The organism is Acetatifactor aquisgranensis (genome assembly GCF_943193215.1).
In the GTDB taxonomy this organism is placed as follows: domain Bacteria; phylum Bacillota; class Clostridia; order Lachnospirales; family Lachnospiraceae; genus Acetatifactor; species Acetatifactor aquisgranensis.
In genome coordinates, this window is record NZ_CALPDH010000002.1 from 232,510 (window position 1) to 258,363 (window position 25,854).

Consider the following 25,854-nt stretch of genomic DNA (forward strand, 5'->3'; position numbering starts at 1 on the left):
TAGATTTTCCGCCGGACACAGTGGTGAATTGTAATTAGGCCAGCGCTTCGGCGAAGCTTTTCGTGATAAGCTGCGGCCTGGTGATGATGGATCCCACTACCACGCTGAAAGCGCCCAGTTCGATTACCCGTTTTGTTTTCTCCGGCGTATTGATATTCCCTTCTGCGATTACCCTATGCTTTGCGGAAGTAATGATTTTTCTCAGAATTTCAAAGTCGTTCGCCTCGATTCTGTCCCCTTTGCTCTGTTCCGTATATCCCACCAGAGTGGTGCCTATGAAATCAAAGCCCAATTCGTCGGCATGGAGAGCCTCCTCCACCGTGGAGCAGTCTGCCATCCAAAGCTGATCCGGATAGGCCTCCTTAAGCTGTCGGAAGAAATCGTCCAGGGTGACGCCGCCAGGCCTGATGTCGCTGGTAGCGTCCAGAGCGATGATTTCCGGCTTTACCTCCATCAGTTCCTCCACTTCCCTCATGGTGGGGGTTATGTATATTTTGCTGTCTTCGTAATCGCGTTTTACGATGCCGATGATGGGCAGGTCCACCTGGGACTGGATTTCTCTGATATCTTCTTTTGTGTTGGCGCGGATGCCCAGGGCGCCGCCCTGCTTCGCAGCCAGGGCCATTCTGCCCATGATGAAAGAGGAGTGCAGGGGCTCATGTGGGAGCGCCTGGCAGGATACGATTAATTTTCCGTGCAATTGTTCTACTTTTGGATTCATGATTTTGATTGCTCCTTTCGCTTCTCATATTCTTTCAGCGCCGCTTCTGCCGCACCCAGCATCCCGGCCACATTTCCAAGAGCCGCGGGGAGGATCTCCACGTTCAGGAAAGAGGGGATAAGCTGGGTCTGCAGCATACGGCGCACTTCGCCTATGACATATTCCTGTTCCATGACGCCGCCTCCCAGGATGATAAGGGATGGGTTAAAGATGTGGGTGAGGCTAATTAATCCGCAGACAATCTCAGCAATCCACTCGGTGATAAGTTCCCGCACGCCGGAGTCGCCCAGGCGGGCGAAAATTTCCCTCCCATTGTTCAATTCAGGAAAGCGGGAACGGACGCGCTGCACCAGGGCTGTGGTGGAGGCATATCTTTCATAGCATCCGCTGAACATGTCGAGGGCAGGATTCCTGTCCTCAGGATGGGTCACGATGCCGCCGAACTCCCCCGCGGAATATCCGGATCCCACATAGACCTGGCCGCCCATGACGATAGCGCCTCCTACACCGGTTCCGTAAGTGAGGCAGAGGAAATTGTCGTGCCCCTTTCCTGCGCCATAGCGGGCCTCGCCCAAGGCGGCGCTGTTCACGTCGTTCAGTACCGCCGCGGGGACATGAAATTTATTTTCAATCATCTCTCTGATCCTGGTTCCGGTGTAGCCGGGGATGTTCTCATTTGCGTATAAAATCATACCTTTTTCCGTGTCCACCTGGCCGGCGCTGCTGATGCCTATGGCCTGGAAATTGTGGTATCCATCCAGTATTTTCAAGACTTTTTCCATCACATGGGCGCCTCCGCGATGTGCCTCGGTATCCTGCTCACGGATGTCTTTGACAGTACCGTCCTCCCACAGGCCCGACTTGATGCAGGTGCCTCCGATATCTACTGTCGCGATTCTGATATTTTCTTTATTCGGAATGTTTGTTGACATGATTTCGTTTCCCTTTCGAGCAATCATTTCCGTGAATGCTTTTCTTCATTTATATAACATGACAAGAAAAATGTCAATAGCGGGATGGAAGATGGCATGATATTGTCAAAATGCCTGCGTACCGGAATAAAGAAGTGCCAAAAATCGTGAAGACGCCCTTTGACATACGAAAATGAAATTTATTTTCAAAAACTTGACGAATATTATTGTAAAAATGTTGTGGATCTGATAAAATAGAAAAAGATTTACAATTTGATTAAATATGGATTTCAAAGGAGCCGATATGAAGAATTTCAAAAAAATGACATTTCCTATGCTGAACGAGATATGGGTCTTTACAGGAGGGAGCCATGCCGCAGGAGGATTCGCCGAGAACAGGGGATTCAGGAACAGCGCGGGGCTGTTTGAGGAAGTGATCCGCTGGGACATGTGCGGACAGGAACTGGCCGGCAGAGAGAATTTCGTCATCAATACGGCCAGGGCGGGATACAGTATAGTCGATATCGTGCGGGAATTCGGCAAGAAAGTGGCCGATTACCGTCCTTCCGTGGTGGTCTATCTATCGGGAGATGAGGACGCGGCGCTGTCGGCGGAGGCGCTGCGGGAGGGAACCGATAAGCTGGAACGTCTGACAGAGGAGATTGGAGCGCAGCTGATTGTGGTTTCGGAAAAAGAGGGGGAGCGGGATTCTCTCACGGAGGCGAACAGACTGCTGACATTGATAGGCGCCGGAGAATCGAAAGCGGGAGCGGAGGACAGAGGGCGCCTGACCCTGACGCAGGCTGCGGAGACCTTTGAGCGAAAGGGAAACATCGTCCTCAGGAAAGAACCCATGAAATGGCTTTTCGTGGGCGACAGCATCACCCATGGGGCGTTACATACTTTTGGCTACGACAGCATGTGTCAGCTGTGGGAGAAATACATCCGGGAGGACTGGGGGCGCGTGGACGATGTCGTCGTCAATACAGGAGTGTCGGGCGCCACCGCCAGGGAATTTCTGGAAAGGCTGGACGTGCGCTATGAGCCATATGCGGACGCGGACGTGGTCGTCATCATGTTCGGGACCAACGATTGCTGTTTCCCGGGTGTCATCGACAGGGCACAGTTCAAGGGCCATCTGGGCGAGATTATCGACCTTGCCCGCGGACATGGCAGCCAGATCATCCTCCGGGCGCCGCAGCCTCAGCGGGAGGACGCGGGGGAACGTGCCACGGCAATCGTGCCTTTCGTTCAGGCGGTGAGAGAGGTGGCCCTGGAAAAGGATGTGCTGCTGGTGGATCATTTCCGGAATTTCACCGAGCTGAGGGAGAAGGACCCACAGGCTTTTCTGTCCTGCATGAGCGACGCGGTCCATCCCAATATCCAGGGACATTACCGGATGTTCCGCGAGATGGCATATGCAATAGATATGATTTTGGAGGATTCCATGGTGTCACTGGACTATCCTGTTTCGGCAAAAAGCTAATAAAATGGAAAATGAGACTTTATTTTTGGGCATTGCGCATAATAAACAATTTTGACCATGGGAATTTGTTAGTAATTTACAAAAATAGAAAATCTGAAAAGATTTTTCATTTTTTTATTGAAATTTCGAAAAAATTAAAATATAATAAATTTACTATTAAGAAAAGCGGAGGGATCTATGAAAATGGAGTCTTGAAAGCCGAAAAAATAAGGCCTGGAGATTCCGGGAGTAAATCCAAAACAAAAGGAGGGAATCCAATGAAACAAGACGCTTCAAAAAAACGAAACCAGCGTATAAAGCAGATGAAGCATTACCTGCCATTCTACTTATTTACGCTCCCGGCTGTGGTTCTTCTGATTCTGTTCAGCTATATGCCCATGCCGGGAATTGCCATCGCCTTTAAGGATTTCAAGATGGCGCGGGGAATCTGGGAGAGCGACTGGATCGGCTTTAAGCAGTTCCAGAAAGTGTTCACCGACCCGAACTTTTCCAGGGTGCTGCTGAACACGGTGAAGATCAGTCTGTTGTCGCTGATTACGTCCTTCCCGGTCACCATCATATTTACCCTGATGGTGAACGAGCTGATGAACCTGAAGTTCAAAAAGGTTGTACAGACAATCACCTATATGCCCCATTTCCTGTCCTGGGTTGTGGTAGGTACCTTTGTCTACCAGATACTGTCCCCGACCAACGGCATCGTGAACGCGGTTCTGGTGGGGCTGGGTATCTTTGAGAAGCCGCTGTACTTCATGGTGCAGCAAAAGATGTTCATCCCGATTTACCTGATCGTGAACCTGTGGAAGAGTACAGGATACAGCATCGTCATCTACCTGGCGACGATTTCCGGCATCGATACCCAGCTCTATGATGCGGTCATGATCGATGGGGCCAACCGTTTCCAGAAGATTCTCTATGTGACGCTGCCGGCCATGATGCCTACGATGTGCACCATGCTGATCCTCAGCATCGGCAGCCTGATCAGCGTAGGATTTGACCCGATTTTCAACCTGTATAACGATGCGGTATATTCCACGTCCGATGTTATTTCCACGTTCGTATACCGGAAAGGTCTGGTGGACAGCCAGTACGCGTTCTCCACGGCGGTGGGCCTGTTCCAGAACGTAGTCAGTCTGTTGCTGGTGATGTTCGCCAACTGGTTCGCGCGCAAGGCGAATCCGGAATACAGGATTATTTAGGAAGGGGGATATGAAAATGGCAAAAAAGAACAAAGAAGAGCAATATAAGCCGCAGAAGATGCAGCAGTCAGTCTACAGCAAGGCGTTCGATATCTTCAATATCACGTTCATGGTTCTGTTCTGCATCACGATCCTCATCCCTTTCTGGGATATGATTGTGCGCTCCTTTTCCAGAGCTCAGGACATCTCTTTCATGCATGTGAACTTTTTCCCGAAGGTATGGTCGATAGAGGCCTACGCCTACTGTTTCAGGGATTCTGAGATTGTGCACGCTTTGTTTATATCAGTGGCCAGGACGATATTGGGAACCGCGTTCCACATCATCGTCACCTGTCTGGCGGCCTATACGCTGACCAGGGATCAGATGCCTTTCCGGCGCATTATAACGGGCATCCTGCTGATACCTATGTTCTTTTCGGGCGGCCTGATTCCCACTTATATTAATATGCGCAATCTGCACCTGACGAATAATTTCCTGGTGTATATACTGCCTACCGGCTTTTCGATTTACAATTGCATCATTATCCGCAACTATTTCTTCTCCATCGACAAGGGGATGGAGGAGGCGGCCAGCATCGACGGCGCTTCCCCGCTGCAGGTGTTCGTCCGCATCATCATGCCGCTTTCCAAACCGGTGCTGGCGACGGTCTCCCTCTGGCAGATTGTGGGTCAGTGGAATTCATGGTTCGACAATATGATTTATACCCGCAGCGAGGCGAAGCTGACTACCCTGCAGTACCTGCTGCGCAGGATGCTGGACACCATGCAGAAAAAGGATGCCCAGAACCTGATAGACGTGGCCGGAAGCAATATGGACATCAACCCGGAGACAGTCAAGGCCGCCACCACCGTAATCGTGGTGCTTCCGATCATCATGGTATATCCGTTCCTGCAGAAATATTTCGTAAAGGGTATCATGGTGGGAGCCGTGAAAGGCTGATGCCGGAAAATGGTTGATAATAATGTTTTGGACGTAAAATCGTCCGCAAGAGAAAGGAGAGAATGATATGAAAGACGGAATGCGGTATCAAAATCTCGGCGTGGTTGCGGCGGAACTGCCGCCGTCGGGCGGCAATCCGAGGAACAGCGAGGGGACTTTTCTGGAACTTGCGGACGGAGAACTGATTTTCGTGTACAGCAGGTTCAGGGGGGATTCGCCCAATGACCATGCTTTTGCGGATCTGGCCCTGATGCGCTCCGCTGACGGAGCCTTAAGCTGGACGGACGAGGGCGTGATTCTGACCTGCGATGGAGAGGGCGGCGTGAACATGATGTCGCCGGGCCTGCTGATGATGGAGGACGGAGAGGCGGGACTGTTCTATCTGGTGCGCATCACTTATGCCGTAACCAAGATATTCCTGCGCCGCTCCTCGGATGGAGGCCGGACCTGGGGCGAAAGGATCCTATGCACGGAACAGGAGGATTTCTTTGTCATCAACAATGACCGGATCGTGCGCCTGGCAAGCGGCAGGATTATGGTACCTGTGGCAAGCCACCGTTCCTGGGGAGGGGACGGGCGCATGGACGGCAATGCCAGGGCGATGTTCTTCTATTCGGACGACGACGGGCGGACTTGGGCCTGCTCCCGCTCCAGATGTTCGCTGCCCTGGGCCAATACCACTTCGGGGCTGCAGGAGCCGGGGCTGGTGGAAGTGGCTCCCGGAATCCTCTGGGCGTGGGCCAGGACCGATTTGTGCGCACAGTACGAGATGTTCTCCCTGGACAACGGGGAGACCTGGACAGCCTGTCAGCCATCCCGGTTCACTTCACCCTGCAGCCCTTTGAGCATGAAGCGGGACGGGGACGGAAAGCTGTACGCGGTGTGGAACCCGATTCCGGAATATAACGGGCGCGGGAGATCGGAGCGGGCTTTTACAGGAGGCAGGACGCCCATGGTCATCGCGTCCAGCGCGGACAATGGGAAGAACTTTTCCGTGCCTGTGGCCTTTGAGACGGATGAAACCAGCGGATATTGCTACTGCGCCATGTATTTTACGAAGGACGCGCTGCTGCTGGGATATTGCGCGGGAAGCGAGGCAGACGGGAGCTGCCTTGTCAAGACCCGCATCAGACGTGTGGAACGGCGGGAACTGGAAGAGATTTGAACTTTCCGGTTTCAGCGTTGCCATAAAACAAAAAACCAATAAGGAGGAATTGGTATGAAGAGAAAGAAGATAGTCAGTCTGCTGCTGGCGGGGCTGTTGACGGCCGGGATGATGTCCGGCTGCGGCGGCCAGTCTGGAAATGATGCGTCAGGGGGGGCAGAGTCTAAGGGAGACGCTTCTGCTGATACAAAAGAGGAAGATGCATCGTCGGAAGATGATGCGGCTGGGGATGACGCAGGGGCGTCGGCGGACAATGCCGCGGACGATGACATCCCGGCTCCCGACCCGAACGAGCATTACAGCATTACCTATACGGGGTACTGGAGCGACTCCACCTATGAGGACGGCAGCTACTGCGAGACCCTGCTGGAGGATGCGCTGGACTGCGACATCACCGTCATCAAGCAGGAGGGCAACGATGCGCTGAACGTTATGCTGGCATCCGGAGAAATGCCCGACTGTGCAACGCTTTCAGGCAAATCAAGCGCCTGGATGTACGAGCAGGAGCTGGTCCGCACCATCCCCAGAAAGATGGTGGAGAAGTACTGCCCCAGCCTGATTAAGGTCTATGACGAGAACCCGCTGCTGTACGCGCAGACCCTGAATCAGGACAATGACCAGGAGTTCAATTATCTGACAGGCGTGACTTTCCAGTTCGTGGGTTATTATCTGAACTGCGACTACTATCGCTATGACTGGATCCAGAACCTGGGCATCGACCTGGGCGTGAACGTGGAGCAGGTCTCCGACAGGCTGTATGTGGCGGACGACGGCATTGAGCTGAGCAAGTTCATCGAAATCATTGATGCTTTCGTGAACCAGGATCCCGACGGCAACGGCGAGAACGACACCGTGGGCATCACAGGACAGAACCTGACCCATGGCCAGTATTACAGCGCCTACGGTTTCCACAGCGGCGTCAATGACGTGGACGGCAAGGCCGAAATGTATTATGTGCTTCCCGAATACAAAGAGTTCTTAAAGGGCTTCGCAGAACTCAATGCCCGCGGCCTGGTGGATCCGGATATCATCCAGGGCAACCGCCAGCTCATGTGGGACAAGGTGAACAGCGGAAACGCCGGCTATTACATCGTCTCCACCAACGCGCTGCAGTCTTCCTGGGCTTTGGACCGCCCGCCTCTGCAGCTGCTGGAGAGAATCCCTGAGGCGACCATCCTGGCTACCCCTGGCATCAAGCCTGACGGCGGCACGGTGCAGTCCGTTGTGAACGCGTCTCCCGCTTATGAGAATTTCTTTGTCAGGGCGGACATCGACGACCAGAAGCTGGCCAAGATTCTGCAGTTCGTGGAGCTGGCCTGGTTTGGCGGCGGCGACAGGGATTTCCATGCATCTATGATTTATGGCGAGAAAGATGTTGACTGGAAGTGGAATGATGAAGGGACGGCTCCTGTGAAAATCAACAACCTGGCGAACGGTGAAAGGGGAACCTGGACGTTCGGTCAGCTGGGTCAGGATGCGGATGTGAGCGGCTGGATTGCGGACGATCCGCTGTTCAATGCGGGCGCTAAGTACTGGACCGGTCCCGACGGCTCCTGGATGAAGTTCCAGCATCCGGAGTACAAACAGGACATCTCCAATGTGACAGACTTGGCCGCCATCGGCGCGGAGGTTTCCGGGGACATCGACGCCTATGTGGGCGAGTACCGCACACAGGTCTTCCTGGGGCAGAAGGATTTGGATGCCACCTGGGACGAGTACCTGGCGGAGCTTGAGCGCCTGGGCTACAGCAAACTGATGGACGAATACGAGAAGCTGGATTCCCTTGAGGACATCATCGCCAGCTATAATTAATTGCGGTTCGGAACGGCTCCGGCCACAGAGGATTCTGAATGGAGCTGACTCCGGGACGCGGCCCTGACGGGCAGCTGGCCGAAGGTCTGGCCTGGGGGCCGATGGAGGCATAGAACCTATGTTGAGTCCCTGACAGATTTCCGTTTTGTCAGGGACTTTTCAGTGTTCCGTTTTGCAGGCTGATCGACTGTGGCATGACGGCAGAAAGACAGCCTGTAGAGAAAGGAGGCCTATATGAATTATGTAAAAGAGGGGGAGTTGGGAGTCGTGACGGCCAGCATAGGCCCGAGGGAGAACAACCCCAGAAACAGCGAAGGGACATTCCTGGAGCTGCAGGACGGTGAAATCATATTTGTGTACAGCCGGTTCCGGGGAGACAGCAGCTCCGACGAAGCCTTTGCGGATCTGAGCCTTATCCGTTCCACGGACGGCGGCAGGACCTGGGGCGAGGATGAAATCATCCTGACCTATCAGGGGGAGGACGGCGTCAACATGATGTCGCCGGCGCTGCTGATGATGCAGAACGGGGATGTGGGCCTGTTCTACCTGGTCAGGCTTACGTACAAGCGCACACAGATTTTCCTGCGCCGTTCTTCTGACAGGGGAAAGACCTGGGGGGAGAGGGTGGTGTGCACGCCCCAGGAAGACTTCTTCGTCATGAACAACGACAGGGTCGTAAGGCTCGCAAGCGGCAGGATCATCGTCCCAGTGGCCAGCCATCGCACCGGAGATCATTATATGGACGGCCGTTCCCTTGCAATGTTCTTCTACTCGGACGATGATGGAGCTACCTGGAACTGCGCCAGGGACAAATGCGCCATGCCCTATTCGTCGTTCTGCTACTCCGGCCTTCAGGAGCCGGGGGTGCTGGAGCTGGCGCCCGGGATACTCTGGGGATGGGCCAGGACGGATCTGGGGAACCAGTATGAGATGTTCTCCATGGACGAGGGGGACAACTGGACGGCATGCCAGCCGTCGCGTTTCACTTCGCCCAACAGTCCTTTAAGCATGCGGCGGGACAAGGACGGAACCATATACGCGGTATGGAACCCAATCCCCATCTACAATGGCCGCTTCGAGGCCTGGGAGCCTGTCACGGGCGGGAGATTCCCTCTGGTGATTGCGGCCAGCCGTGACAACGGCAAGACATTCTCCCATCCCGCCATCGTCGAGGGAGACGAGACCAGGGGATACTGCTATACGGCGATTCTGTTTACGGAAGAGGCCATGCTGCTGGCTTACTGTGCGGGAAATAAGGAGGACGGGCACTGCCTGACGAGGACGCGCATCCGGCGCATCGAGAAGAGCCAGCTTAAGGAGCTCTGCACAGGCGCATGGCTGAATCGCAGATGACAGATAAAATACTCAATTTTAAGTCATTATAATATATGTCAGAAAAAAGCGATCAAAGAAAGAAGGTAAACGATGGAAAATAGCAAAATAAAGTATCAGGGGATTATTCCGGCGTTCTATGCGTGTTATGACGGGGAAGGAAATGTGAGTGCGGAAAGGGTTGAGGCCCTGGCGGCATATTTCGTGGAAAAAGGCGTGAAGGGGCTCTATGTTGGGGGATCTTCGGGCGAATGTATCTATCAGGATGTGGAAGAGCGGAAGCTGACTCTGGAGCATGTGATGAAAGTGGCTGCAGGGAAGGTCACGGTCATAGCGCATGTGGCCTGCAATAATACCAGGGACAGCCGAGCGCTGGCCGCCCATGCGGAGAGCCTGGGGGTGGATGCGATTGCCGCCATACCGCCTATTTATTTCCGTCTTCCCGAATATGCCATCGCACAGTATTGGAACGACATATCCGCAGCGGCTCCCAACACGGATTTCGTGATTTATAATATCCCTCAGCTGGCCGGCGTGGCCCTGACGGTGCCCCTGTTCAGGGAGATGAAGAAGAACCCGAGAGTGAGGGCCGTGAAGAACAGCTCCGTGCCGGTGACGGATATCCAGACGTTCCGGATGGAGGGCGGCGAGGGATTCGTGGTGTTCAACGGTCCCGATGAGCAGCTCATATCGGGGCTGGCCATGGGGGCGGACGGAGGAATCGGCGGTACATATGGAGTCATGCCGGAGCTTTATAAGAAGATTATGGAGAGCTTCCAGGCAGGCGATATGGAGACTGCCATGGCGGTTCAGGATGAGGCTACCAGCATCATTTATGCCATGGGAGGATGCCATGGCAATCTGTATGCGGTGATGAAGGAAATCCTGAAGATTCGGACAGGAATCGACATCGGCACCGTGCGCAGGCCCATGCCCTGCCTGGCACCTGAGGACATGCCGCAGGTGGAGAAATGCGCGGCTATGATAGATGCCGCCATAAAGAAATATTGTTAAAGATGCCGCAGTCCCTGACAGTTTTACACTCTGTCAGGGACGTTATTTTGATAATGATTTCAATGGGAAAAGCAATGTTTTGAAAAAGCTATAATAATTTTCTGGAGACGGCTTCCGAGACTGCCACACGCATCGCCAGGGATTGTTCCGGATTCCGGAGGCAATATGCATGGAACAGGCAGTCGATGAGCAGTAGCTGTCCCATTTTCGCGGCAACCGATCCGGCATGGATAGGATTTTCGTTATAACCGCAGAACAGTACCACCTCTGCCAGCTCTGCGGCGGGGGAATTGCGGAAATGTGTGATGAGGATGATGGGAACCAAACGTTCCTTAGCCAGATTCAGGATTTCCTGGATATCTTTTGTAGAACCAGAATAGGAGAAGAATAAAATGACATCTTCCTGAGTGGCCAGCGCCGTGTGCACCATCTGCAGATGGGAGTCTGCGATATGAACGAAATTCTGTGAGACAGTGGAGAACAGCGCAGTAGTTTCCATTGCCATGACCATGCCGGCGCCCTGTCCGAAACAGTAGATATGTTTGGCAGAGGAGAGCAGTTCCACGGCGCGATGAAAGGAATCCGGCTCCAACTGCTCACAGGTTTCCTGCAGGGATACGCGGTAGGCATTGCATAATTCCCGGCAGACAGAACCAAGGTCATTGCCTGGGTCGGAGTTGTTTGAATCATCATCAGGGGGGCCCGAATGTATGGTGCGGTCAGATTTTGCCAGGGCGATTTTCAGGTTATTATAACCTGAGAGCCCCATTTTCTGGCAGAAGCGAGTGATGGTAGCCTCGGATACGCCGCTGCTTTCCGCAAGGGAGTTGATGGACAGGTACTGCACCTCCGTAGTGTTGGCGAAGATGTAACCGGCCAGTTTCTTTTCAGAACGGGTCAGGGTATTGTAACGTTCGGTCAGGGAGTCAAGAAAGGATTCCGCCATGTCTGAATTCTCCTTAATATTATGCTGAAAATCGCTCGTAAGTATAATTGGAACAATAGGAAAATCGTAAAATTTATGCTCTGTTATTGTATAAAACGACACATGCCATTATAATATAAGTCGTCACAAAAAGCAATCCCGAAAGAAAGAAGGTAAAGAAGTGGAAAAAAGCAAAGAGAGATATCAGGGAATCATCCCGGCGTTTTATGCATGTTATGATGAGGACGGTGAAGTCAGCGCCAAGAGAGTGGAGGCGCTTGTTTCCTATTTCGTGGAAAAAGGTGTGAAAGGGGTTTATGTGGGCGGTTCTTCGGGAGAGTGTCTTTATCAGAGCATTGAGGAGCGGAAACTGACACTGGAACATGTGATGAAAGTGGCTGCGGGAAAGCTGACGGTCATCGCCCATGTGGCCTGCAATAATACAAGGGACAGTCAGATATTGGCTGCCCATGCCGAGAGCCTTGGCGTGGATGCGGTTGCCGCGATTCCGCCTATTTATTTTCACCTGGCCGAACATGCCATCGCACAGTATTGGAATGACATATCGGCAGCGGCTCCGAACACGGATTTCGTGATTTACAATATACCGCAGCTGGCAGGAGTAGCCCTGACCATGCCGCTGTTCAGGGAGATGAGGAAGAACCCCAGAGTGAGGGCAGTAAAGAACAGTTCCGTGCCCGTGACGGATATCCAGATGTTCAAGATGGAGGGCGGCGAGGATTTCATCGTGCTCAATGGGCCTGACGAGCAGCTGATTTCCGGGCTGGCCATGGGGGCCGACGGCGGAATCGGAGGTACATATGGCGTCATGCCGGAGCTTTACATAAAGATGATGGAACTGTTTAGGGCAGGGAAGATGAAGACGGCCATGAGCCTCCAGGATGATGTGGACCGCATCATATACGCTATGTGCGGCTGTCATGGGAATCTGTACGCAGTGATGAAAGAGATTCTGAGGCGGCGCACAGGGATTGACATCGGCAGCGTGCGCAAGCCCATGCCGGGGCTGATAGAGGAAGATATGGCTCAGGTGGAGAAATGCGTTGGGATGATTGACGATGCGGTGAGGACATACTGCTGAAAAAATGCCGAGAAAATAAATGCTGAGAAAATAATAAAAAAATATTGACATCATTTCCGAAGTGGAGTAATATAATAAATCAGTTACAGGAATTTGTGACTTGTAAAACAGAATAGCGGAACCAAACCGAAGATGTGGAGATAAAAACGGATCGTGCACTCACAGAGAGACCGGATGCTGAGAAAGGTCAGGACGCAGGCTGTTAAATGGACCACGGAGGGTACAAGGAACGAAGCGATTCGCTTTTAGTATTTTGTAACGTAGGGCATACGTCAGTTGCCGGGGATATGATGGTATCCTGTTAAGAGCGCCTGGAGCACAGGTGAATCAAGGTGGCACCGCGGGAATTAGATATCGTGATAGAGATAATCCCGTCCTTGACAAAATTGTTATATTTTGTCAGGGGCGGTTTTTTATTGTATAAGCGATTCCTGCGAGGCATGGCAGTGCCGTTCACGGGGGCCTGACGCTTGCCATAGGGGAGGGAAAGCTGCGCTTTGGAAAGGAGCAGAATGTTATGAAGACACAGCCTACGCTGGAGGAATGCAAGAAGCTGGCGGAACAAAAAAGATATGGGGTCATTCCCGTCAGCACGGAGATTTTCTCGGATATCTTCACCCCTATCGAGGTATTGCGGATATTGAAGCGGGTCAGCGCCCACGTGTATCTGCTGGAGAGCGCCGAGGCGGATAAGAGATGGGGGAGATATTCTTTTCTGGGCTATGACCCGCTGATGGAGCTGACCTGTTACAATGGAAAGATTCGGGTCAAAACGCCTATGATGGACCTGGAGCCCGCACAGGACGTCCGAAACTGCATCAGGGAAGTGGTGGAGGAGAACCGCAGCCCGAAATTCGACTATCTTCCCTCTTTCACCGGCGGCCTGGTAGGATATTTCTCCTACGATTATATCAAATACAGCGAGCCTGGGCTGAAGCTGGACGCAAAAGACGAGGAGGGATTCCAGGATGTGAACCTGATGCTGTTCCACAAGATGATAGCCTTTGACAATTACAGGCAGAAAATCGTCCTGATCGTCAATGTGAAGACAGACGACATAGAGGCCAATTACAGCAAGGCGCTGCTGGAACTCCGGGAAATGAGCCGCCTGATCCGCTGCGGCGAAAAGGCGGCAGACGCTCCCCTGAAGCTGAAATCCGCATTCAAGCCTCTCTTCGATGAGGAGGAATATTGCAGGATGGTGGAGAGGGGAAAATATTATATCAAAGAGGGAGATGTTTTCCAGGTGGTGCTGTCCAACCGTCTGGAGGCGGAGATGGAGGGAAGTCTCCTGGGAGCCTATCGTGTGCTGCGCACTACCAATCCCTCCCCGTACATGTTCTATTTCTCCGGCACGGACGGTGAGATAGCGGGAGCGAGCCCTGAGACGCTGGTAAAGCTGGAGGATGGGAAGCTCCACACCTTCCCGCTGGCGGGCACCCGCCCCAGAGGCGCCAGTGAGGAAGAGGATGCCAGGCTGGAAAAAGAGCTTCTGGCGGACGAAAAGGAACTGGCGGAGCACAATATGCTGGTGGATCTGGGGCGCAATGATATCGGGAAGATCAGCAAAGTGGGAACGGTGGAGGTGGAGAAATATATGTCCGTGGAGAGGTATTCCCATGTGATGCACATCGGTTCCACGGTCAGCGGGGATATCCGGGAGGACAGGGACGCCCTGGACGCGGTGGATGCCATCCTGCCCGCTGGCACCCTCTCGGGAGCGCCGAAACTGCGGGCCTGTGAAATCATCAACGAGCTGGAGAACAACAAGAGAGGGATATACGGCGGAGCGATTGGATATGTCTCCTTTACCGGCAATCTGGACACCTGTATCGCCATCCGTCTGGCATTTTCAAAAAACGGCAAGGTGTTCATCCGCTCCGGCGCGGGAATCGTGGCGGACAGCCGGCCGGAAAAGGAGTACAGGGAGTGCATCCAGAAGGCGGCGGCTGTGAAGAATGCCATCCTGGCGGCAGCGGATTCCGAAAGAATGGAAGAATTTGAGTCAGAGCCTGAAATATGCCCTGATCGCAGTAAACTGGTCTGACATGGAGGATTAAAATGATTCTTTTGATTGATAATTATGACAGCTTTTCTTATAACGTATATCAGCTGACGGCTTCAATCGATCCGGATGTGCAGGTAATCCGGAGTGACGAGAAGACAGCGGAGGAGATTGAGGCCATGCATCCTTCCCACATCATCCTGTCGCCCGGGCCGGGCAAGCCTGCGGATGCCGGAGTCTGCGAAGACGTCATCCGGCGCTTTGCGGGGAGGATTCCCATTCTGGGCATCTGTCTGGGTCATCAGGCTATCTGCGAGGTGTTCGGCGCTGCCGTCACCTATGCGGGTCAATTGATGCACGGTAAACAGTCCATAGTGAAACGGGATACGGACAGCGTGCTTTTTGCAGGGATGAGCAGGGAGATTACTGTGGCAAGATATCATTCGCTGGCGGCAGCTCCGGAAAGCATTCCTGATGCGCTCCGGGTGACGGCTGTCACGGAGCAGGGGGAAATCATGGCGGTGGAGCACAGGCAGTATCCGGTTTACGGGGTACAGTTCCACCCGGAATCGATTCTGACGCCAAAGGGGAGGAGCATCATGGAGAATTTCCTGCGGTATGCGGGTAAGCCGGGAAAGCCAAAGGATATTCCGGAGCCTTTGGAAATACAGAACAGCGATGCCCGGGGACTTAAGGAGACGCAGGACGGGAAAAAGGGGGCGGAGACGATGTGGGAGATGGCTGGATCCGCGGCGGTGAAGACAGAAGAGAAGAGCGCAAGGGCAATCGCGGGAAGAAAGGAAAAGAGGATTGATGAGGCGATTGTGAAATTGACAAAGAAAGAAGATATCGGCTATGACATGGCGAAACAGGTCATGAATGAAATCATGAACGGAGAGGCTTCAGAAGTGGAGAAGAGCGCCTACCTGACGGCTCTTGGCATGAAAGGGGAGACCATTGAAGAAATCACAGGCTCTGCGGAGGCCATGCGGAGCCATGCCCTGCCTGTCAGCCATGACCTGGAGGTGATGGAAATCGTAGGCACAGGAGGGGACGGTTCCGATTCCTTTAATATCTCCACCACGGCGGCGCTCATCATCTCGGCGGCGGGAGTGCCCGTGGCAAAGCACGGAAACCGCGCGGCAAGCTCCAAATCCGGCGCGGCGGACTGCCTGGAAGCCCTGGGAGTGAACATTTCCCAGGAGCCGGAGAAAGCGGAAAAGCTCCTGCGCGATCCCGGCATCTGTTTCTTTTTTGCCCAGAAGTATCATGCGGCCATGAAGCATGTGGGGCCAATCCGCAGGGAACTGGGCATCCGGACGGTATTCAACATCCTTGGGCCGCTGACCAATCCGGCCAATCCCTCCATGCAGATTATGGGCGTGTTCGATGAAAGCCTGCTGGACAGCATGGCGCATGTGCTCTCCAATCTGGGAGTAAAGAAAGGCATGGTGGTGTTCGGAGAGGAAAGGCTGGATGAGATTTCCATCTCCGGGCCTACGAAAGTCTGCATGTTCAAGGGGGACAAATTTAAGCATCATACCATCACGCCGGAAGAGATGGGGCTGAAAAGATACGCAAAAGAGGAGCTGAAAGGCGGTACGCCGGAAGAGAATGCGGCTATCACCAGAGCGATTCTCTCCGGCGAGGAAAAAGGGGCAAAGCGGGATGCGGCAGTCATCAATGCGGGAGCGGCACTGTTCGTGGCCGGAAAGGCACCCGGCCTGAAAGAAGCTGCGAAACTGGCCCGGGAGATGATAGACAGCGGCAGGGCGTTGGAGCAGCTGGAGAAATTCATCCGGCTTTCCAATGAAGCATAAGGACAACAGCCTGTGCATGGCATCCCGGAGGCATGTACGGAACATAAGACAGAGATATATATATAGGTGTATGGATATGGAAGAAAAGAATGTCTTAAACGAAATAGCGTTAAAAACAAAGGAGAGAATCGATGCGGCCAAAAGGGAAGCGCCTCTTGCGGAAATCAGGGCGAAAGCCAGGGAGACGGCCGGCGCCGGAACGATTGAGTTTCCTTTTGAAAAGGCTCTTTCAAAGCGGGAAATGAGCTTTATCTGCGAGGTAAAGAAAGCGTCTCCCTCGAAAGGAGTCATAGCGGCTGACTTTCCTTATGCGGAGATCGGAAAGGAATATGAGCAGGCCGGAGCGGATGCTATCTCTATCCTGACGGAACCTTATTATTTCCAGGGAAGCAATCAGCATTTGACGGAAATACGTAAGAATGTGTCCATTCCGCTGCTGCGCAAGGATTTCACGGTGGATGAGTACATGCTCTATGAGGCAAAGGTCATAGGGGCCGACGCGGTGCTGTTGATCTGTGCAATTCTTTCCCCTGTGCAGCTTGCGGAATATGCAGGAATCGCGAAGGAACTGGGACTGTCCGCGCTGGTGGAGGCCCACGATGAGGCTGAGGTGCAGACGTCTCTGGAGGCAGGTGCGGGAATTATCGGGGTGAACAATCGGAACCTGAAGGATTTCAGGGTGGACATTTCAAATTCCCTGCGTCTGCGGAAACTGGTACCGAAAGATATCCTCTTTGTGTCGGAGAGCGGGATGAAGACAAGAGAGGATATCGCGAGGCTGGAGGAGAACGATACGGATGCGGTGCTGATTGGGGAGACTTTCATGCGGGCGGAGGACAAGGCGGAGATGTTGCGGCTGCTAAGAGGGAAAGGGGAATCGCGGGTAAAGCACCTGCCGGAAAGTCTGGGCCGGGAATGAGGGGATTCGGGGCATTTGCCGGAGCGGGAATCTGGTGGAGCCAAAGAGGCATGATGTCCGTTTTGGATTGGAGTGTGACAAAGTGGAGGATGCAATGGACAGGACAAGAATAAAAATCTGCGGGCTTTTCCGTCCGCAGGACATCGGCTATGCCAACAGAGCCAGGCCGGATTATGCCGGTTTCATCCTGTCGCCCGGGTTCCGCAGGAGCATAGACAGGGTGCAGGCAGCGGAGTTCCGCGGGGCGCTGGACGCCGGGATACCGGCTGTGGGTGTCTTTGCAGATGCGCCCTGCGGAGAGATTCTTTCCTATTTGAATGAGGGAATCATCCAGATGGCGCAGCTGCATGGCGACGAGACGGAAGAAGATATCCGATTTATCAAGGCCTGTTCCGGAAAGCCTGTGTTGAAAGCGGTGAAAGCGAGGAAGAGGGCCGATGTGGACGCATGGCTGGAGTCAGAAGCGGATTACCTGCTTTTCGATGCCGGAGCCGGCATGGGGAAGACTTTTGACTGGAGGCTGTTGGCAGATGTGGCCAGGCCGTATTTCCTGGCGGGAGGCCTGAATGCGGGAAACCTGACACAGGCGCTTGGGCTGCGTCCCTATGCGGTGGACTTAAGTTCCGGTGCGGAGACGGACGGAATCAAAGATTTGGAGAAGATGCTGGCAGTGACCTCTCTTGTGAGGGATTTTCCAAATAACTGATCTGGCAGGCGGGAAAAGATGGGGCAGGATGTCAGAGCGAGGCAGCAGCTCTGAAAGATAAAGATTATACTTAAAGCAAAAGAACAAATAAGAAAATGACACAGAAAGGGAAACAGGAAATGACGAAAGGACGATACGGAATACACGGCGGACAGTATGTCCCCGAGACTCTGATGAACGAACTGATTTATCTGGAGGAATGCTATGAGCGGTACAAAAACGATGCGGATTTTCAGGCGGAACTGGATGACCTGAACCGGGAATATTCGGGCAGACCCTCTCTGCTGTACTACGCGGAGAAAATGACAAAAGACCTGGGCGGCGCGAAAATCTATCTGAAAAGGGAGGACTTGAACCACACCGGCTCCCATAAAATCAACAACGTGCTTGGCCAGGCCCTGCTTGCCAAAAAGATGGGCAAGACCCGCATCATCGCGGAGACCGGCGCGGGACAGCACGGCGTGGCTGCTGCCACCGCGGCGGCGCTCTTAGGGATGGAATGCGAGATCTACATGGGAAAAGAGGACACGGACAGACAGGCCCTGAACGTATACCGGATGGAACTTCTGGGGGCAAAGGTGCACCCGGTCACCTCAGGTACTCAGACCCTGAAAGACGCGGTCAACGAATGCATGAGAGAGTGGACCAGCCGGGTGGACGACACCCTGTATGTGCTGGGCTCCGTCATGGGTCCCCATCCATTCCCCATGATTGTCCGTGATTTCCAGAGCGTCATCAGCCGGGAGGCAAAGGCGCAGATTCTGGAAAAGGAGGGAAAGCTTCCCGCGGCGGTGGTGGCCTGCGTAGGCGGCGGGAGCAATTCCATGGGCGCGTTCTACCATTTTATTGAAGACAAAGAAGTGGAACTGATTGGCTGCGAAGCCGCGGGCAAGGGCGTGGAGACAGCCCGGACGGCGGCGACCATCGCCACGGGAAGCCTCGGCATATTCCACGGCATGAAGTCCTATTTCTGCCAGGATGAGTATGGACAGATTGCCCCGGTGTATTCCATCTCCGCGGGGCTGGACTACCCCGGCATCGGGCCGGAACACGCCCATCTCCACGACACGGGCCGGGCAAAGTATGTTCCGGTCACTGACGACGAGGCCGTGGAGGCCTTTGAGTACATCGCCCGGACGGAGGGAATCATCTGTGCCATCGAGAGCGCCCACGCAGTGGCACATGTGATGAAGACAGCGAGGAATTACAGGACGGATCAGAGCGTCATCATCTGCCTTTCCGGGCGGGGAGACAAGGATGTGGCGGCGATAGCAAGATACAGAGGGAGGGACATCCATGAGTGACAACGGAAAGATGGAAAATAAACTGGGAAAAGCATTCGATACCCCTAACGGAAAGGCATTTATCGCATTCCTGACGGCGGGAGACCCCACTGCGGACGCTACGGTGGAATATATCCTGGAAATGGAAAAAGCCGGAGCCGACCTGATAGAAATCGGTATTCCTTTCTCCAATCCCACTGCGGAAGGGCCTGTCATCCAGTCTGCCAATATCCGCGCCCTGAATGGCGGCATGACCACGGATGGGGCCTTTGACATCGTGCGGCGGGTGCGGGAGCGGTCCCGGATTCCCCTTGCTTTCATGACATATGCCAATCCGGTGTTCCATTACGGATATGATAAGTTTTTCACAAAGTGCGGGGAACTGGGTGTGGATGCCATCATCATCCCCGATTTGCCATTCGAGGAGAAGCGCGAGATGGAGGAGCCTGCCAACGCCCACAATGTGGCGCTGGTGTCTATGATCGCGCCCACCTCCGAGAGCAGGATACAGGAGATTGCCTCCCGGGCAAAGGGATTCCTCTACGTGGTATCCTCCATGGGCGTGACCGGAGTGCGCAGTGAGATAAGGACGGATGTCGGAGCCATGGTGGAGAGTATCCGCAAGGTCACGGAAGTGCCCTGCGTCATTGGCTTCGGCATCAGCGTTCCGGAGCAGGCGAAAGCCATGGCCGCGGTGTCCGACGGTGCCATCGTGGGCAGCGCCATCGTGGATATCATCGCCCGGCATGGCGAGGGTGCCGCCCCGGAACTGTACCGGTATGTGAAAGCGATGAAGCAGGCTGTGGCGGAGGCCTGAGCCCGTATTGGAAAAAGGAAATCGGAACCCGAAAAAGGATTCTTTTACCGTGGAGGGGCGCATGACCGGACGGATTGCCGGTTAATACGGCGCTCTTTCGGAGATTGCGGGATGGCGAAGAAAAGTGAAAATAGTTGACACGGTGTGGAAAGTACCTTAAAATATTAGGAAATAATCAAAAGAACTACGAAATTGAAAGCAGGAGGAAAAACGTGTCAGAGAAGAAGATACTGCTTGGCAATGAGGCCATAGCGAGAGGAGCCTACGAGGCGGGCGTAAAGGTATCGGCGGCTTATCCCGGTACGCCCAGCACGGAAATCAGTGAGGCGATTGTAAAGTACGAAGAAGTCTATGCGGAATGGTCGCCCAACGAGAAGGTGGCCGCGGAAGTGGCTATCGGCGCGTCCATGGCCGGAGTGCGCTCCATGTGCTCCATGAAGCATGTGGGAGTGAACGTGGCCTCGGATCCGCTGTTCACCGCTGCCTACGCAGGCGTTGGAGGCGGCATGGTGGTGGTGGCTGCGGACGATCCGGGCATGTACAGCTCCCAGAATGAGCAGGACAGCCGGATGGTGGCAAGGGCGGCGATGATACCCGTGCTGGAGCCTTCCGACAGCTCCGAGGCCAAGGAATTCACGAAATTCGCCTTTGATTTGAGCGAAGACTATGATACGCCGGTGATGGTGCGTTCCACTACCAGGCTTTCCCACTCACAGGGCATTGTGGAACTGGCGGAACGGACAGAAAAGGAGCCGTTTCCTTATGAACGGAATACCGCCAAATATGTGATGATGCCCGGCAATGCCATCAAGCGCCATATCATAGTGGAGGAGCGCATGAAGAAGCTGGCGGAGTACGCCTGCACCTTGCCTGTGAACCGGGCGGAGTACCGGGATCTGTCGGTAGGCTTCATCACCAGCGGCATACCATATCAATATGTACGGGAGGCCATGCCGGAAGCCAGCGTGCTGAAGCTGGGCCTGGTGCATCCCCTGCCCAGGAAGCTGATTGAGGAATTTGCCTCTAAAGTAGATAAATTGTACATATTTGAAGAACTGGAGCCTGTGATCGAGGAGCAGGTGAGATCCTGGGGCATTTTAAAGGCCGTGGGCAAGGAGATTTTTACCGTCCAGGGCGAATACAGCGCGAATATGATCAGGCAGCGGGTGCCGGAATGCAATAGCCAGGGACAGCCGGACGCACCGGAAAAGGCGGCATCGGGTCAGGAAAAGGCATCCGCAGGACCTGCCGTGGAGCCGGCAGCCGTTCCGGCCAGACCGCCGATTCTGTGCCCCGGATGTCCCCACCGCAGCGTATACTCCGTCCTGAACCGCCTGAAAATCCACGCGGCGGGAGACATCGGCTGTTATACCCTGGGGGCTGTGGCGCCTTTGAGCGTGGTGGACACCACCATCTGCATGGGTTCCAGCATCAGCACCCTCCACGGCATGGAAAAAGCCAGAGGAAAAGAATATATCCAGGACTGGGTGGCCGTCATCGGCGACTCTACGTTCATGCATACGGGAATCAACTCTTTAATGAATATGGTCTACAACCAGTCCAGCGGCACGGTGGTGATTCTGGACAATTCCACCACGGGCATGACCGGCCATCAGGACCACGCAGCCACGGGCATGACCCTGAAAGGGGAAGTAGTTCCGGCAATCAACATCATGAACCTGTGCCGTTCCCTGGGCATTGAGCATGTGTATGAGATCAGTGCATTTGACCTGGAGGGGCTGGAGGAGGCTTTCAGGCGGGAGACGAAGCGGGACGCGGTGTCCGTCATCATCACCAAGGCGCCCTGCGTACTGCTGAAAGGTGTCGCATTCCCGAATAAATGCGTGCCGATTCCAGAGAAATGCAAGAAATGCGGAGCCTGTCTGAGACCTGGCTGTCCTGCGCTGACAAAGAATGAGGACGGAACGGTGTCCATCGACGAGACCATGTGCAACGGCTGCGGATTGTGCGCAAAGCTGTGCAGATTCGATGCCATAGAGACAAGAAAGGCGGACAAGGCATGAGCGTAAAAAATATCATGATTGTAGGCGTGGGGGGACAGGGTACTTTGCTCACCAGCAGGATTCTGGGGAATCTGGCTATCCGCGCGGGATTCGATGTAAAACTTTCAGAGGTACACGGCATGGCTCAGCGGGGCGGCAGCGTGGTGACTTTTGTGAGGTATGGAGAGGAAGTGGCGGAGCCTATCGTGGAGGAGGGCTGCGCGGACGTGCTGATTGCTTTCGAGAAGCTGGAAGCGCTGCGCTATCTCCATTTCCTGAAAAGTGACGGCGTAGTCATCGTAAACGATTGGCGCATTGACCCTATCACGGTGGTGACGGGAGCGGCCCGGTACCCGGAGGGCATTCTGGACACCCTGCGGGCCGCCAGAAAGACAGTCATCGTGGATGCTACCAGAAAAGCGGTGGAAATGGGCGCTCCCAAAGCGTTCAACGTGGTAGTCTTAGGCGCCGCCGCCAGATATATGGGCTTTGAAAAAGAGGATTGGCTCAAGGTGATTGAAGCCACCGTCCCGCCCAGGACTGTGGAAGTAAATCGGAAAGCCTTTGAGTCGGGATATCTGATGGGAGCATGAGAAAGGCAAAAGGAGGTATTTGCTATGAAATTTGGTATGAGCTGCTATTGTCTGGATCCCGCTATGAAAGACGGGACGATGTCGGTGGACGATGTGGTGGATTATGCGGTGGCGCATGGGTGCGAGCACATCGAATTCGTTCCTTTCAGACTGCCCTTTGTGACGCCGGAGAGGACGCTGGACTGGGAGCTGATTGATCATGTGCGGGAGAAATGTAAATCTGCCGGAATCGAAATCTCGACTTATTCGGTGAACGCCAATCTTCTGAAGACCGATTCAGAGGAAGAGGCGATGGAGATTGAGCGGGTGAAGCGCCATATTGATGTCGCCGAGGGCCTGGGCCTTTCCAGGATGCGCTTCGACGTGGCTTCTTTCGTGCGTCCTTTCTCCACCAACACCATCTATAATTTCAACCGGGAATTTCCCCAGATGGTCAAAAACGGCACGATTCTCTGCGACTATGCCGCCGAGAAAGGAATCAACATCGTGATGGAGAACCATGGCTTCTTTATCAATGGCTCTGAAAGGGTGCTGCGCCTGATTGAGGCCATCGACCGGCCGAACCTGAAGATGACGGTGGACGTGGGCAACTTCCTCTGCGTGGACGAGGATCCGGTGGCGGCTGTGAAGCGCTGTCTGCACCTGGCTGAGATGATACACCTGAAAGACTTTTATATCCGCAAGAAAGAACTGCTCCCTGACCAGACGGAGATGTTCAACTGCAACAACGGCAGCTGGTTCGAGACCATGGGCGGCAGGATGATCCGCGGCTCCATTTTGGGCCAGGGGGATATGGATATCTGGGAAATCTTGAGGACCATCAAACACTCGGACTTCGACGGCTACATATCGCTGGAATTCGAGGGCATGGAGCCCTGTGAGAAAGGCACGGAAATCGGACTGGCCATGGCGAGGGCAATCTGGGACAAGGTGTGAAACGCCGGAGCTTAACGGCGCAATGCAGAAGGAGAAAGAGATGAGAGAGGATAGATTGGCACTGACACATGTGGGAGAGCGACAGAGTGATTATCTGAACGCGGTGACTCCTCCGGTATTCATGAATTCGCTCCATATATTCGAGGATATGGACGGCTATCTGAATAACGGCAAGACCGGCGCTTATGTATATGGAAGGGTAGCGAACCCCACGGTACATATCCTGGAGGAAAAGGTGGCGGCTCTGGAGCAGGGCTGTACGGCGGTGGCTTTCGCCAGCGGCATGGCGGCTGCTTCATCGGCGATTCTGGCAGTGTGCAGGGCCGGAAGCCACATTATCTGTATGAGAGATGTATACGGTCCGGTAAAGGGAATCCTGAACGGGTACTTTATCCCCAAAATGAATATGACAGTCTCTTACTGGGACGGACGTGACCTGGACGAGCTGGAGAGCCTGATTTGTGACAGGACGGACATGATTCTTCTGGAGAGCCCCGCGACCTTTGTCTTCTGCGCGGTGGACATCCGGGGTGTTGCGAAGATCGCGAAGGAGCACGGAATCAGGACATATATAGACAATACCTATTGTACGCCGGTCTATCAGAAGCCCCTGACAATGGGAATAGATATCGTAATGCACACCATGTCGAAATACATCGGCGGCCACAGCGACATCATCGGCGGGATTCTGGCTGTAAAGGACGAGGAGCTGGGGAAAGAGCTTCTGAACAATATAAGGCCCTGGTTCGGCGGAATCATCGGCCCTATGGAGGCGTGGCTGGCGATTCGCGGCCTGCGCACCCTGAATCTGCGGGTGGAGAAACACCAGCAGACGGCCATGACGGTGGCGGAATTTCTGGAGAGCCATCCGAAAGTGGAGAGAGTGTATTATTCCGGCCTGGCGTCTCATCCTCAGGCAGAGCTGATCAGATCTCAGCAGACCGGCCACACAGGGCTCATGAGCTTCATCGTCAAGGGGACGCCGGATGAGGCCAAGAAACTGGTGGATTCCCTGAAAGTCTTTGAAATCGGATGCTCCTGGGGCGGCTTTGAAAGCCTTGCCCTTTGCCCTCTGTATACTGCCTCAAAGGAGGAGCTGGAGTTCCTGGGACTGGGCCAGGAGGGCAGATCTATGATCCGCATCCACTGCGGCCTGGAGGGAGCCGATGTGCTGATTGAGGACTTAAAGCAGGCATTTGACCGGATATAGAAATATGAAGCTTTTCTTCATTTTTATATTGACAAAAATAGTGTTTCTATGTATAATGAACCAGTATGTGGAAAGAAAATCTGCATGGGAGTCGCTATGTTAGTGAATTTATCTGATGTGTTGACATCTGAGGGCATGGAGATGGCAAGGGAGATTTCCCTTGAGATGACATGCTACGACAATGGGACAGAGAGCTTTGAAATCGCCTCCAAATCGCCCATATCCCTTACCGTTACAAACGCGGGGGAGGATAAAGCGGTGCTGAGAGGATGTGCGGATATCAGCTTTCGCGGAGCCTGTGACAGATGCCTGACAGAGGTGCCGGTGGCTTTGAAGCTGGACTTTGAGCGGACAATCCTTTCTCCCGAAGCATGGGGAGAGGAGGCGGACGACTTCGGCTTTATGGACGGTTTCTCATTGGATGTGGAGACGCTTGTGCACGATGAGATTTTGCTTAACTGGCCTGCGAAGATTCTCTGCAAGGATGACTGTAAGGGCATATGCCCTGTATGCGGACAGAATCTCAATGAGAGGGAATGCGGATGCGACACGTTCGTCCCGGACCCGCGCATGGCAGTGATACAAGATATCTTCAAGAAGAATAAGGAGGTGTAACGATGTCGATTTGTCCTAAGAATAAATCTTCCAAGAGCAGAAGGGATAAGAGAAGAGCAAACTGGAAAATGAAAGCTGCGACTTTAGTAAAGTGCAGCAGATGCGGCGCTCTTATGGTGCCTCACAGGGTTTGCAAGGCTTGCGGTTCTTACAACAAGAAGCAGGTCGTCAATGTTGATTGATTTTCCGGTAATTATACGGCATGCAGGGGTATTCTACGGAATACCCTTTTTATGTGTATATAAATATGTGCCAAAAAGTATGTGCAATATGCTTGTAAAACACCGGGAAAATTCTGTGGAAAAGACCTTGATTTTTAAGTAAGTTTACATTATCATAAGAG

At 53.7% G+C, this 25,854-nt stretch carries 23 protein-coding genes; 20 read left to right on the forward strand and 3 right to left on the reverse strand.

The features are described from left to right. Positions 1 to 34: 34 nt before the first annotated feature. Positions 35 to 721: an N-acetylmannosamine-6-phosphate 2-epimerase gene (locus tag NFS35_RS02740; protein WP_251205606.1), complete on the reverse strand. Its 687-nt coding sequence runs from the start codon at positions 719 to 721 to the stop codon at positions 35 to 37. Then, a complete protein-coding gene (locus NFS35_RS02745; RefSeq protein WP_330639972.1) occupies positions 718 to 1,653 on the reverse strand; it encodes an ROK family protein in 936 nt (311 codons plus the stop codon). The genes NFS35_RS02740 and NFS35_RS02745 overlap by 4 nt, the downstream gene beginning before the upstream one ends. A 283-nt stretch (positions 1,654 to 1,936) precedes the next feature. Here NFS35_RS02745 and NFS35_RS02750 point away from each other — a divergent pair, with 283 nt between their 5' ends. From NFS35_RS02750 to NFS35_RS02780, 7 genes are all read left to right on the forward strand, one after another. Continuing rightward, complete coding sequence (locus NFS35_RS02750; RefSeq protein WP_251205607.1) at positions 1,937 to 3,118, forward strand: SGNH/GDSL hydrolase family protein; 1,182 nt, start codon at positions 1,937 to 1,939, stop codon at positions 3,116 to 3,118. Between the two features lie 257 nt (positions 3,119 to 3,375). Continuing rightward, a complete protein-coding gene (locus tag NFS35_RS02755; protein WP_251205608.1) occupies positions 3,376 to 4,314 on the forward strand; it encodes an ABC transporter permease in 939 nt (312 codons plus the stop codon). A gap of 16 nt (positions 4,315 to 4,330) precedes the next feature. Further along, the gene (locus NFS35_RS02760; RefSeq protein WP_251205609.1) at positions 4,331 to 5,254 is read left to right on the forward strand and encodes a carbohydrate ABC transporter permease; all 924 of its coding nucleotides are present in this window, start codon (positions 4,331 to 4,333) and stop codon (positions 5,252 to 5,254) included. Positions 5,255 to 5,321: 67 nt separating this feature from the next. Further along, positions 5,322 to 6,419 carry a sialidase family protein gene (locus NFS35_RS02765; RefSeq protein ID WP_251205610.1) on the forward strand — a complete coding sequence of 366 codons (1,098 nt, stop codon included), beginning with the start codon at positions 5,322 to 5,324 and terminating at the stop codon, positions 6,417 to 6,419. Between the two features lie 54 nt (positions 6,420 to 6,473). Further along, positions 6,474 to 8,231, forward strand: coding sequence for a type 2 periplasmic-binding domain-containing protein (locus tag NFS35_RS02770; RefSeq protein ID WP_251205611.1), 1,758 nt, complete (start codon positions 6,474 to 6,476; stop codon positions 8,229 to 8,231). 234 nt (positions 8,232 to 8,465) lie between these two features. After that, positions 8,466 to 9,584, forward strand: coding sequence for a sialidase family protein (locus NFS35_RS02775; RefSeq protein WP_251205612.1), 1,119 nt, complete (start codon positions 8,466 to 8,468; stop codon positions 9,582 to 9,584). 72 nt (positions 9,585 to 9,656) lie between these two features. Beyond that, a complete protein-coding gene (locus NFS35_RS02780; RefSeq protein WP_251205613.1) occupies positions 9,657 to 10,577 on the forward strand; it encodes a dihydrodipicolinate synthase family protein in 921 nt (306 codons plus the stop codon). A gap of 88 nt (positions 10,578 to 10,665) precedes the next feature. Here NFS35_RS02780 and NFS35_RS02785 read toward each other — a convergent pair whose 3' ends face one another. Beyond that, positions 10,666 to 11,523 carry a MurR/RpiR family transcriptional regulator gene (locus NFS35_RS02785; RefSeq protein WP_251205614.1) on the reverse strand — a complete coding sequence of 286 codons (858 nt, stop codon included), beginning with the start codon at positions 11,521 to 11,523 and terminating at the stop codon, positions 10,666 to 10,668. A 160-nt stretch (positions 11,524 to 11,683) separates the two neighbouring features. Between NFS35_RS02785 and NFS35_RS02790 the strand changes: the two genes are divergently transcribed. The 13 genes from NFS35_RS02790 to rpmF all read left to right on the forward strand — a co-directional run bounded on the left by NFS35_RS02790 (position 11,684) and on the right by rpmF (position 25,693). Then, positions 11,684 to 12,604: a dihydrodipicolinate synthase family protein gene (locus tag NFS35_RS02790; protein ID WP_251205615.1), complete on the forward strand. Its 921-nt coding sequence runs from the start codon at positions 11,684 to 11,686 to the stop codon at positions 12,602 to 12,604. Positions 12,605 to 13,121: 517 nt separating this feature from the next. Continuing rightward, on the forward strand, positions 13,122 to 14,651 hold the full coding sequence (gene trpE, locus NFS35_RS02795) for an anthranilate synthase component I (protein ID WP_251205616.1): 1,530 nt from the start codon (positions 13,122 to 13,124) through the stop codon (positions 14,649 to 14,651). Positions 14,652 to 14,665: 14 nt separating this feature from the next. Continuing rightward, positions 14,666 to 16,429: an anthranilate phosphoribosyltransferase gene (gene trpD, locus NFS35_RS02800; RefSeq protein ID WP_251205617.1), complete on the forward strand. Its 1,764-nt coding sequence runs from the start codon at positions 14,666 to 14,668 to the stop codon at positions 16,427 to 16,429. Between the two features lie 76 nt (positions 16,430 to 16,505). Beyond that, positions 16,506 to 17,348 carry an indole-3-glycerol phosphate synthase TrpC gene (gene trpC / locus NFS35_RS02805; RefSeq protein WP_251205618.1) on the forward strand — a complete coding sequence of 281 codons (843 nt, stop codon included), beginning with the start codon at positions 16,506 to 16,508 and terminating at the stop codon, positions 17,346 to 17,348. Positions 17,349 to 17,442: 94 nt separating this feature from the next. After that, positions 17,443 to 18,054, forward strand: coding sequence for a phosphoribosylanthranilate isomerase (locus NFS35_RS02810; RefSeq protein ID WP_251205619.1), 612 nt, complete (start codon positions 17,443 to 17,445; stop codon positions 18,052 to 18,054). A gap of 119 nt (positions 18,055 to 18,173) precedes the next feature. Continuing rightward, positions 18,174 to 19,358, forward strand: coding sequence for a tryptophan synthase subunit beta (trpB, locus tag NFS35_RS02815; RefSeq protein WP_251205620.1), 1,185 nt, complete (start codon positions 18,174 to 18,176; stop codon positions 19,356 to 19,358). Next, a complete protein-coding gene (gene trpA, locus NFS35_RS02820; RefSeq protein ID WP_251205621.1) occupies positions 19,351 to 20,154 on the forward strand; it encodes a tryptophan synthase subunit alpha in 804 nt (267 codons plus the stop codon). The genes trpB and trpA overlap by 8 nt, the downstream gene beginning before the upstream one ends. Positions 20,155 to 20,366: 212 nt before the next feature. After that, a complete protein-coding gene (gene iorA, locus NFS35_RS02825) occupies positions 20,367 to 22,178 on the forward strand; it encodes an indolepyruvate ferredoxin oxidoreductase subunit alpha (protein ID WP_251205622.1) in 1,812 nt (603 codons plus the stop codon). Then, positions 22,175 to 22,750, forward strand: coding sequence for an indolepyruvate oxidoreductase subunit beta (locus NFS35_RS02830; RefSeq protein WP_251205623.1), 576 nt, complete (start codon positions 22,175 to 22,177; stop codon positions 22,748 to 22,750). Before iorA ends, NFS35_RS02830 begins: the two co-directional genes overlap by 4 nt. Before the next feature lie 24 nt (positions 22,751 to 22,774). After that, positions 22,775 to 23,686: a sugar phosphate isomerase/epimerase family protein gene (locus NFS35_RS02835; protein ID WP_251205624.1), complete on the forward strand. Its 912-nt coding sequence runs from the start codon at positions 22,775 to 22,777 to the stop codon at positions 23,684 to 23,686. A 40-nt stretch (positions 23,687 to 23,726) separates the two neighbouring features. Beyond that, a complete protein-coding gene (locus NFS35_RS02840) occupies positions 23,727 to 24,896 on the forward strand; it encodes a trans-sulfuration enzyme family protein (protein WP_251205625.1) in 1,170 nt (389 codons plus the stop codon). Between the two features lie 96 nt (positions 24,897 to 24,992). Further along, entirely contained in the window at positions 24,993 to 25,511 is a 519-nt protein-coding gene (locus tag NFS35_RS02845; protein ID WP_251205626.1) for a YceD family protein, read from the forward strand. 2 nt (positions 25,512 to 25,513) lie between these two features. Next, a complete protein-coding gene (gene rpmF / locus NFS35_RS02850; protein ID WP_251205627.1) occupies positions 25,514 to 25,693 on the forward strand; it encodes a 50S ribosomal protein L32 in 180 nt (59 codons plus the stop codon). Positions 25,694 to 25,854 lie beyond the last annotated feature (161 nt).

Bases quoted from the DNA above. Each gene is read 5' to 3' on its own strand.
- trpE (WP_251205616.1), top strand. From the start codon at position 13,122: ATGAAGACACAGCCTACGCTGGAGGAATGCAAGAAGCTGGCGGAACAA.
- NFS35_RS02765 (WP_251205610.1), top strand. From the start codon at position 5,322: ATGAAAGACGGAATGCGGTATCAAAATCTCGGCGTGGTTGCGGCGGAA.
- trpD (WP_251205617.1), top strand. From the start codon at position 14,666: ATGATTCTTTTGATTGATAATTATGACAGCTTTTCTTATAACGTATAT.
- NFS35_RS02810 (WP_251205619.1), top strand. From the start codon at position 17,443: ATGGACAGGACAAGAATAAAAATCTGCGGGCTTTTCCGTCCGCAGGAC.
- NFS35_RS02745 (WP_330639972.1), bottom strand. From the start codon at position 1,653: ATGTCAACAAACATTCCGAATAAAGAAAATATCAGAATCGCGACAGTA.
- NFS35_RS02830 (WP_251205623.1), top strand. From the start codon at position 22,175: ATGAGCGTAAAAAATATCATGATTGTAGGCGTGGGGGGACAGGGTACT.
- NFS35_RS02750 (WP_251205607.1), top strand. From the start codon at position 1,937: ATGAAGAATTTCAAAAAAATGACATTTCCTATGCTGAACGAGATATGG.
- NFS35_RS02775 (WP_251205612.1), top strand. From the start codon at position 8,466: ATGAATTATGTAAAAGAGGGGGAGTTGGGAGTCGTGACGGCCAGCATA.
- NFS35_RS02740 (WP_251205606.1), bottom strand. From the start codon at position 721: ATGAATCCAAAAGTAGAACAATTGCACGGAAAATTAATCGTATCCTGC.
- NFS35_RS02770 (WP_251205611.1), top strand. From the start codon at position 6,474: ATGAAGAGAAAGAAGATAGTCAGTCTGCTGCTGGCGGGGCTGTTGACG.
- NFS35_RS02785 (WP_251205614.1), bottom strand. From the start codon at position 11,523: ATGGCGGAATCCTTTCTTGACTCCCTGACCGAACGTTACAATACCCTG.
- trpA (WP_251205621.1), top strand. From the start codon at position 19,351: ATGAGTGACAACGGAAAGATGGAAAATAAACTGGGAAAAGCATTCGAT.
- rpmF (WP_251205627.1), top strand. From the start codon at position 25,514: ATGTCGATTTGTCCTAAGAATAAATCTTCCAAGAGCAGAAGGGATAAG.
- NFS35_RS02840 (WP_251205625.1), top strand. From the start codon at position 23,727: ATGAGAGAGGATAGATTGGCACTGACACATGTGGGAGAGCGACAGAGT.
- NFS35_RS02780 (WP_251205613.1), top strand. From the start codon at position 9,657: ATGGAAAATAGCAAAATAAAGTATCAGGGGATTATTCCGGCGTTCTAT.
- NFS35_RS02845 (WP_251205626.1), top strand. From the start codon at position 24,993: ATGTTAGTGAATTTATCTGATGTGTTGACATCTGAGGGCATGGAGATG.
- trpC (WP_251205618.1), top strand. From the start codon at position 16,506: ATGGAAGAAAAGAATGTCTTAAACGAAATAGCGTTAAAAACAAAGGAG.
- NFS35_RS02835 (WP_251205624.1), top strand. From the start codon at position 22,775: ATGAAATTTGGTATGAGCTGCTATTGTCTGGATCCCGCTATGAAAGAC.
- NFS35_RS02755 (WP_251205608.1), top strand. From the start codon at position 3,376: ATGAAACAAGACGCTTCAAAAAAACGAAACCAGCGTATAAAGCAGATG.
- NFS35_RS02760 (WP_251205609.1), top strand. From the start codon at position 4,331: ATGGCAAAAAAGAACAAAGAAGAGCAATATAAGCCGCAGAAGATGCAG.
- trpB (WP_251205620.1), top strand. From the start codon at position 18,174: ATGACGAAAGGACGATACGGAATACACGGCGGACAGTATGTCCCCGAG.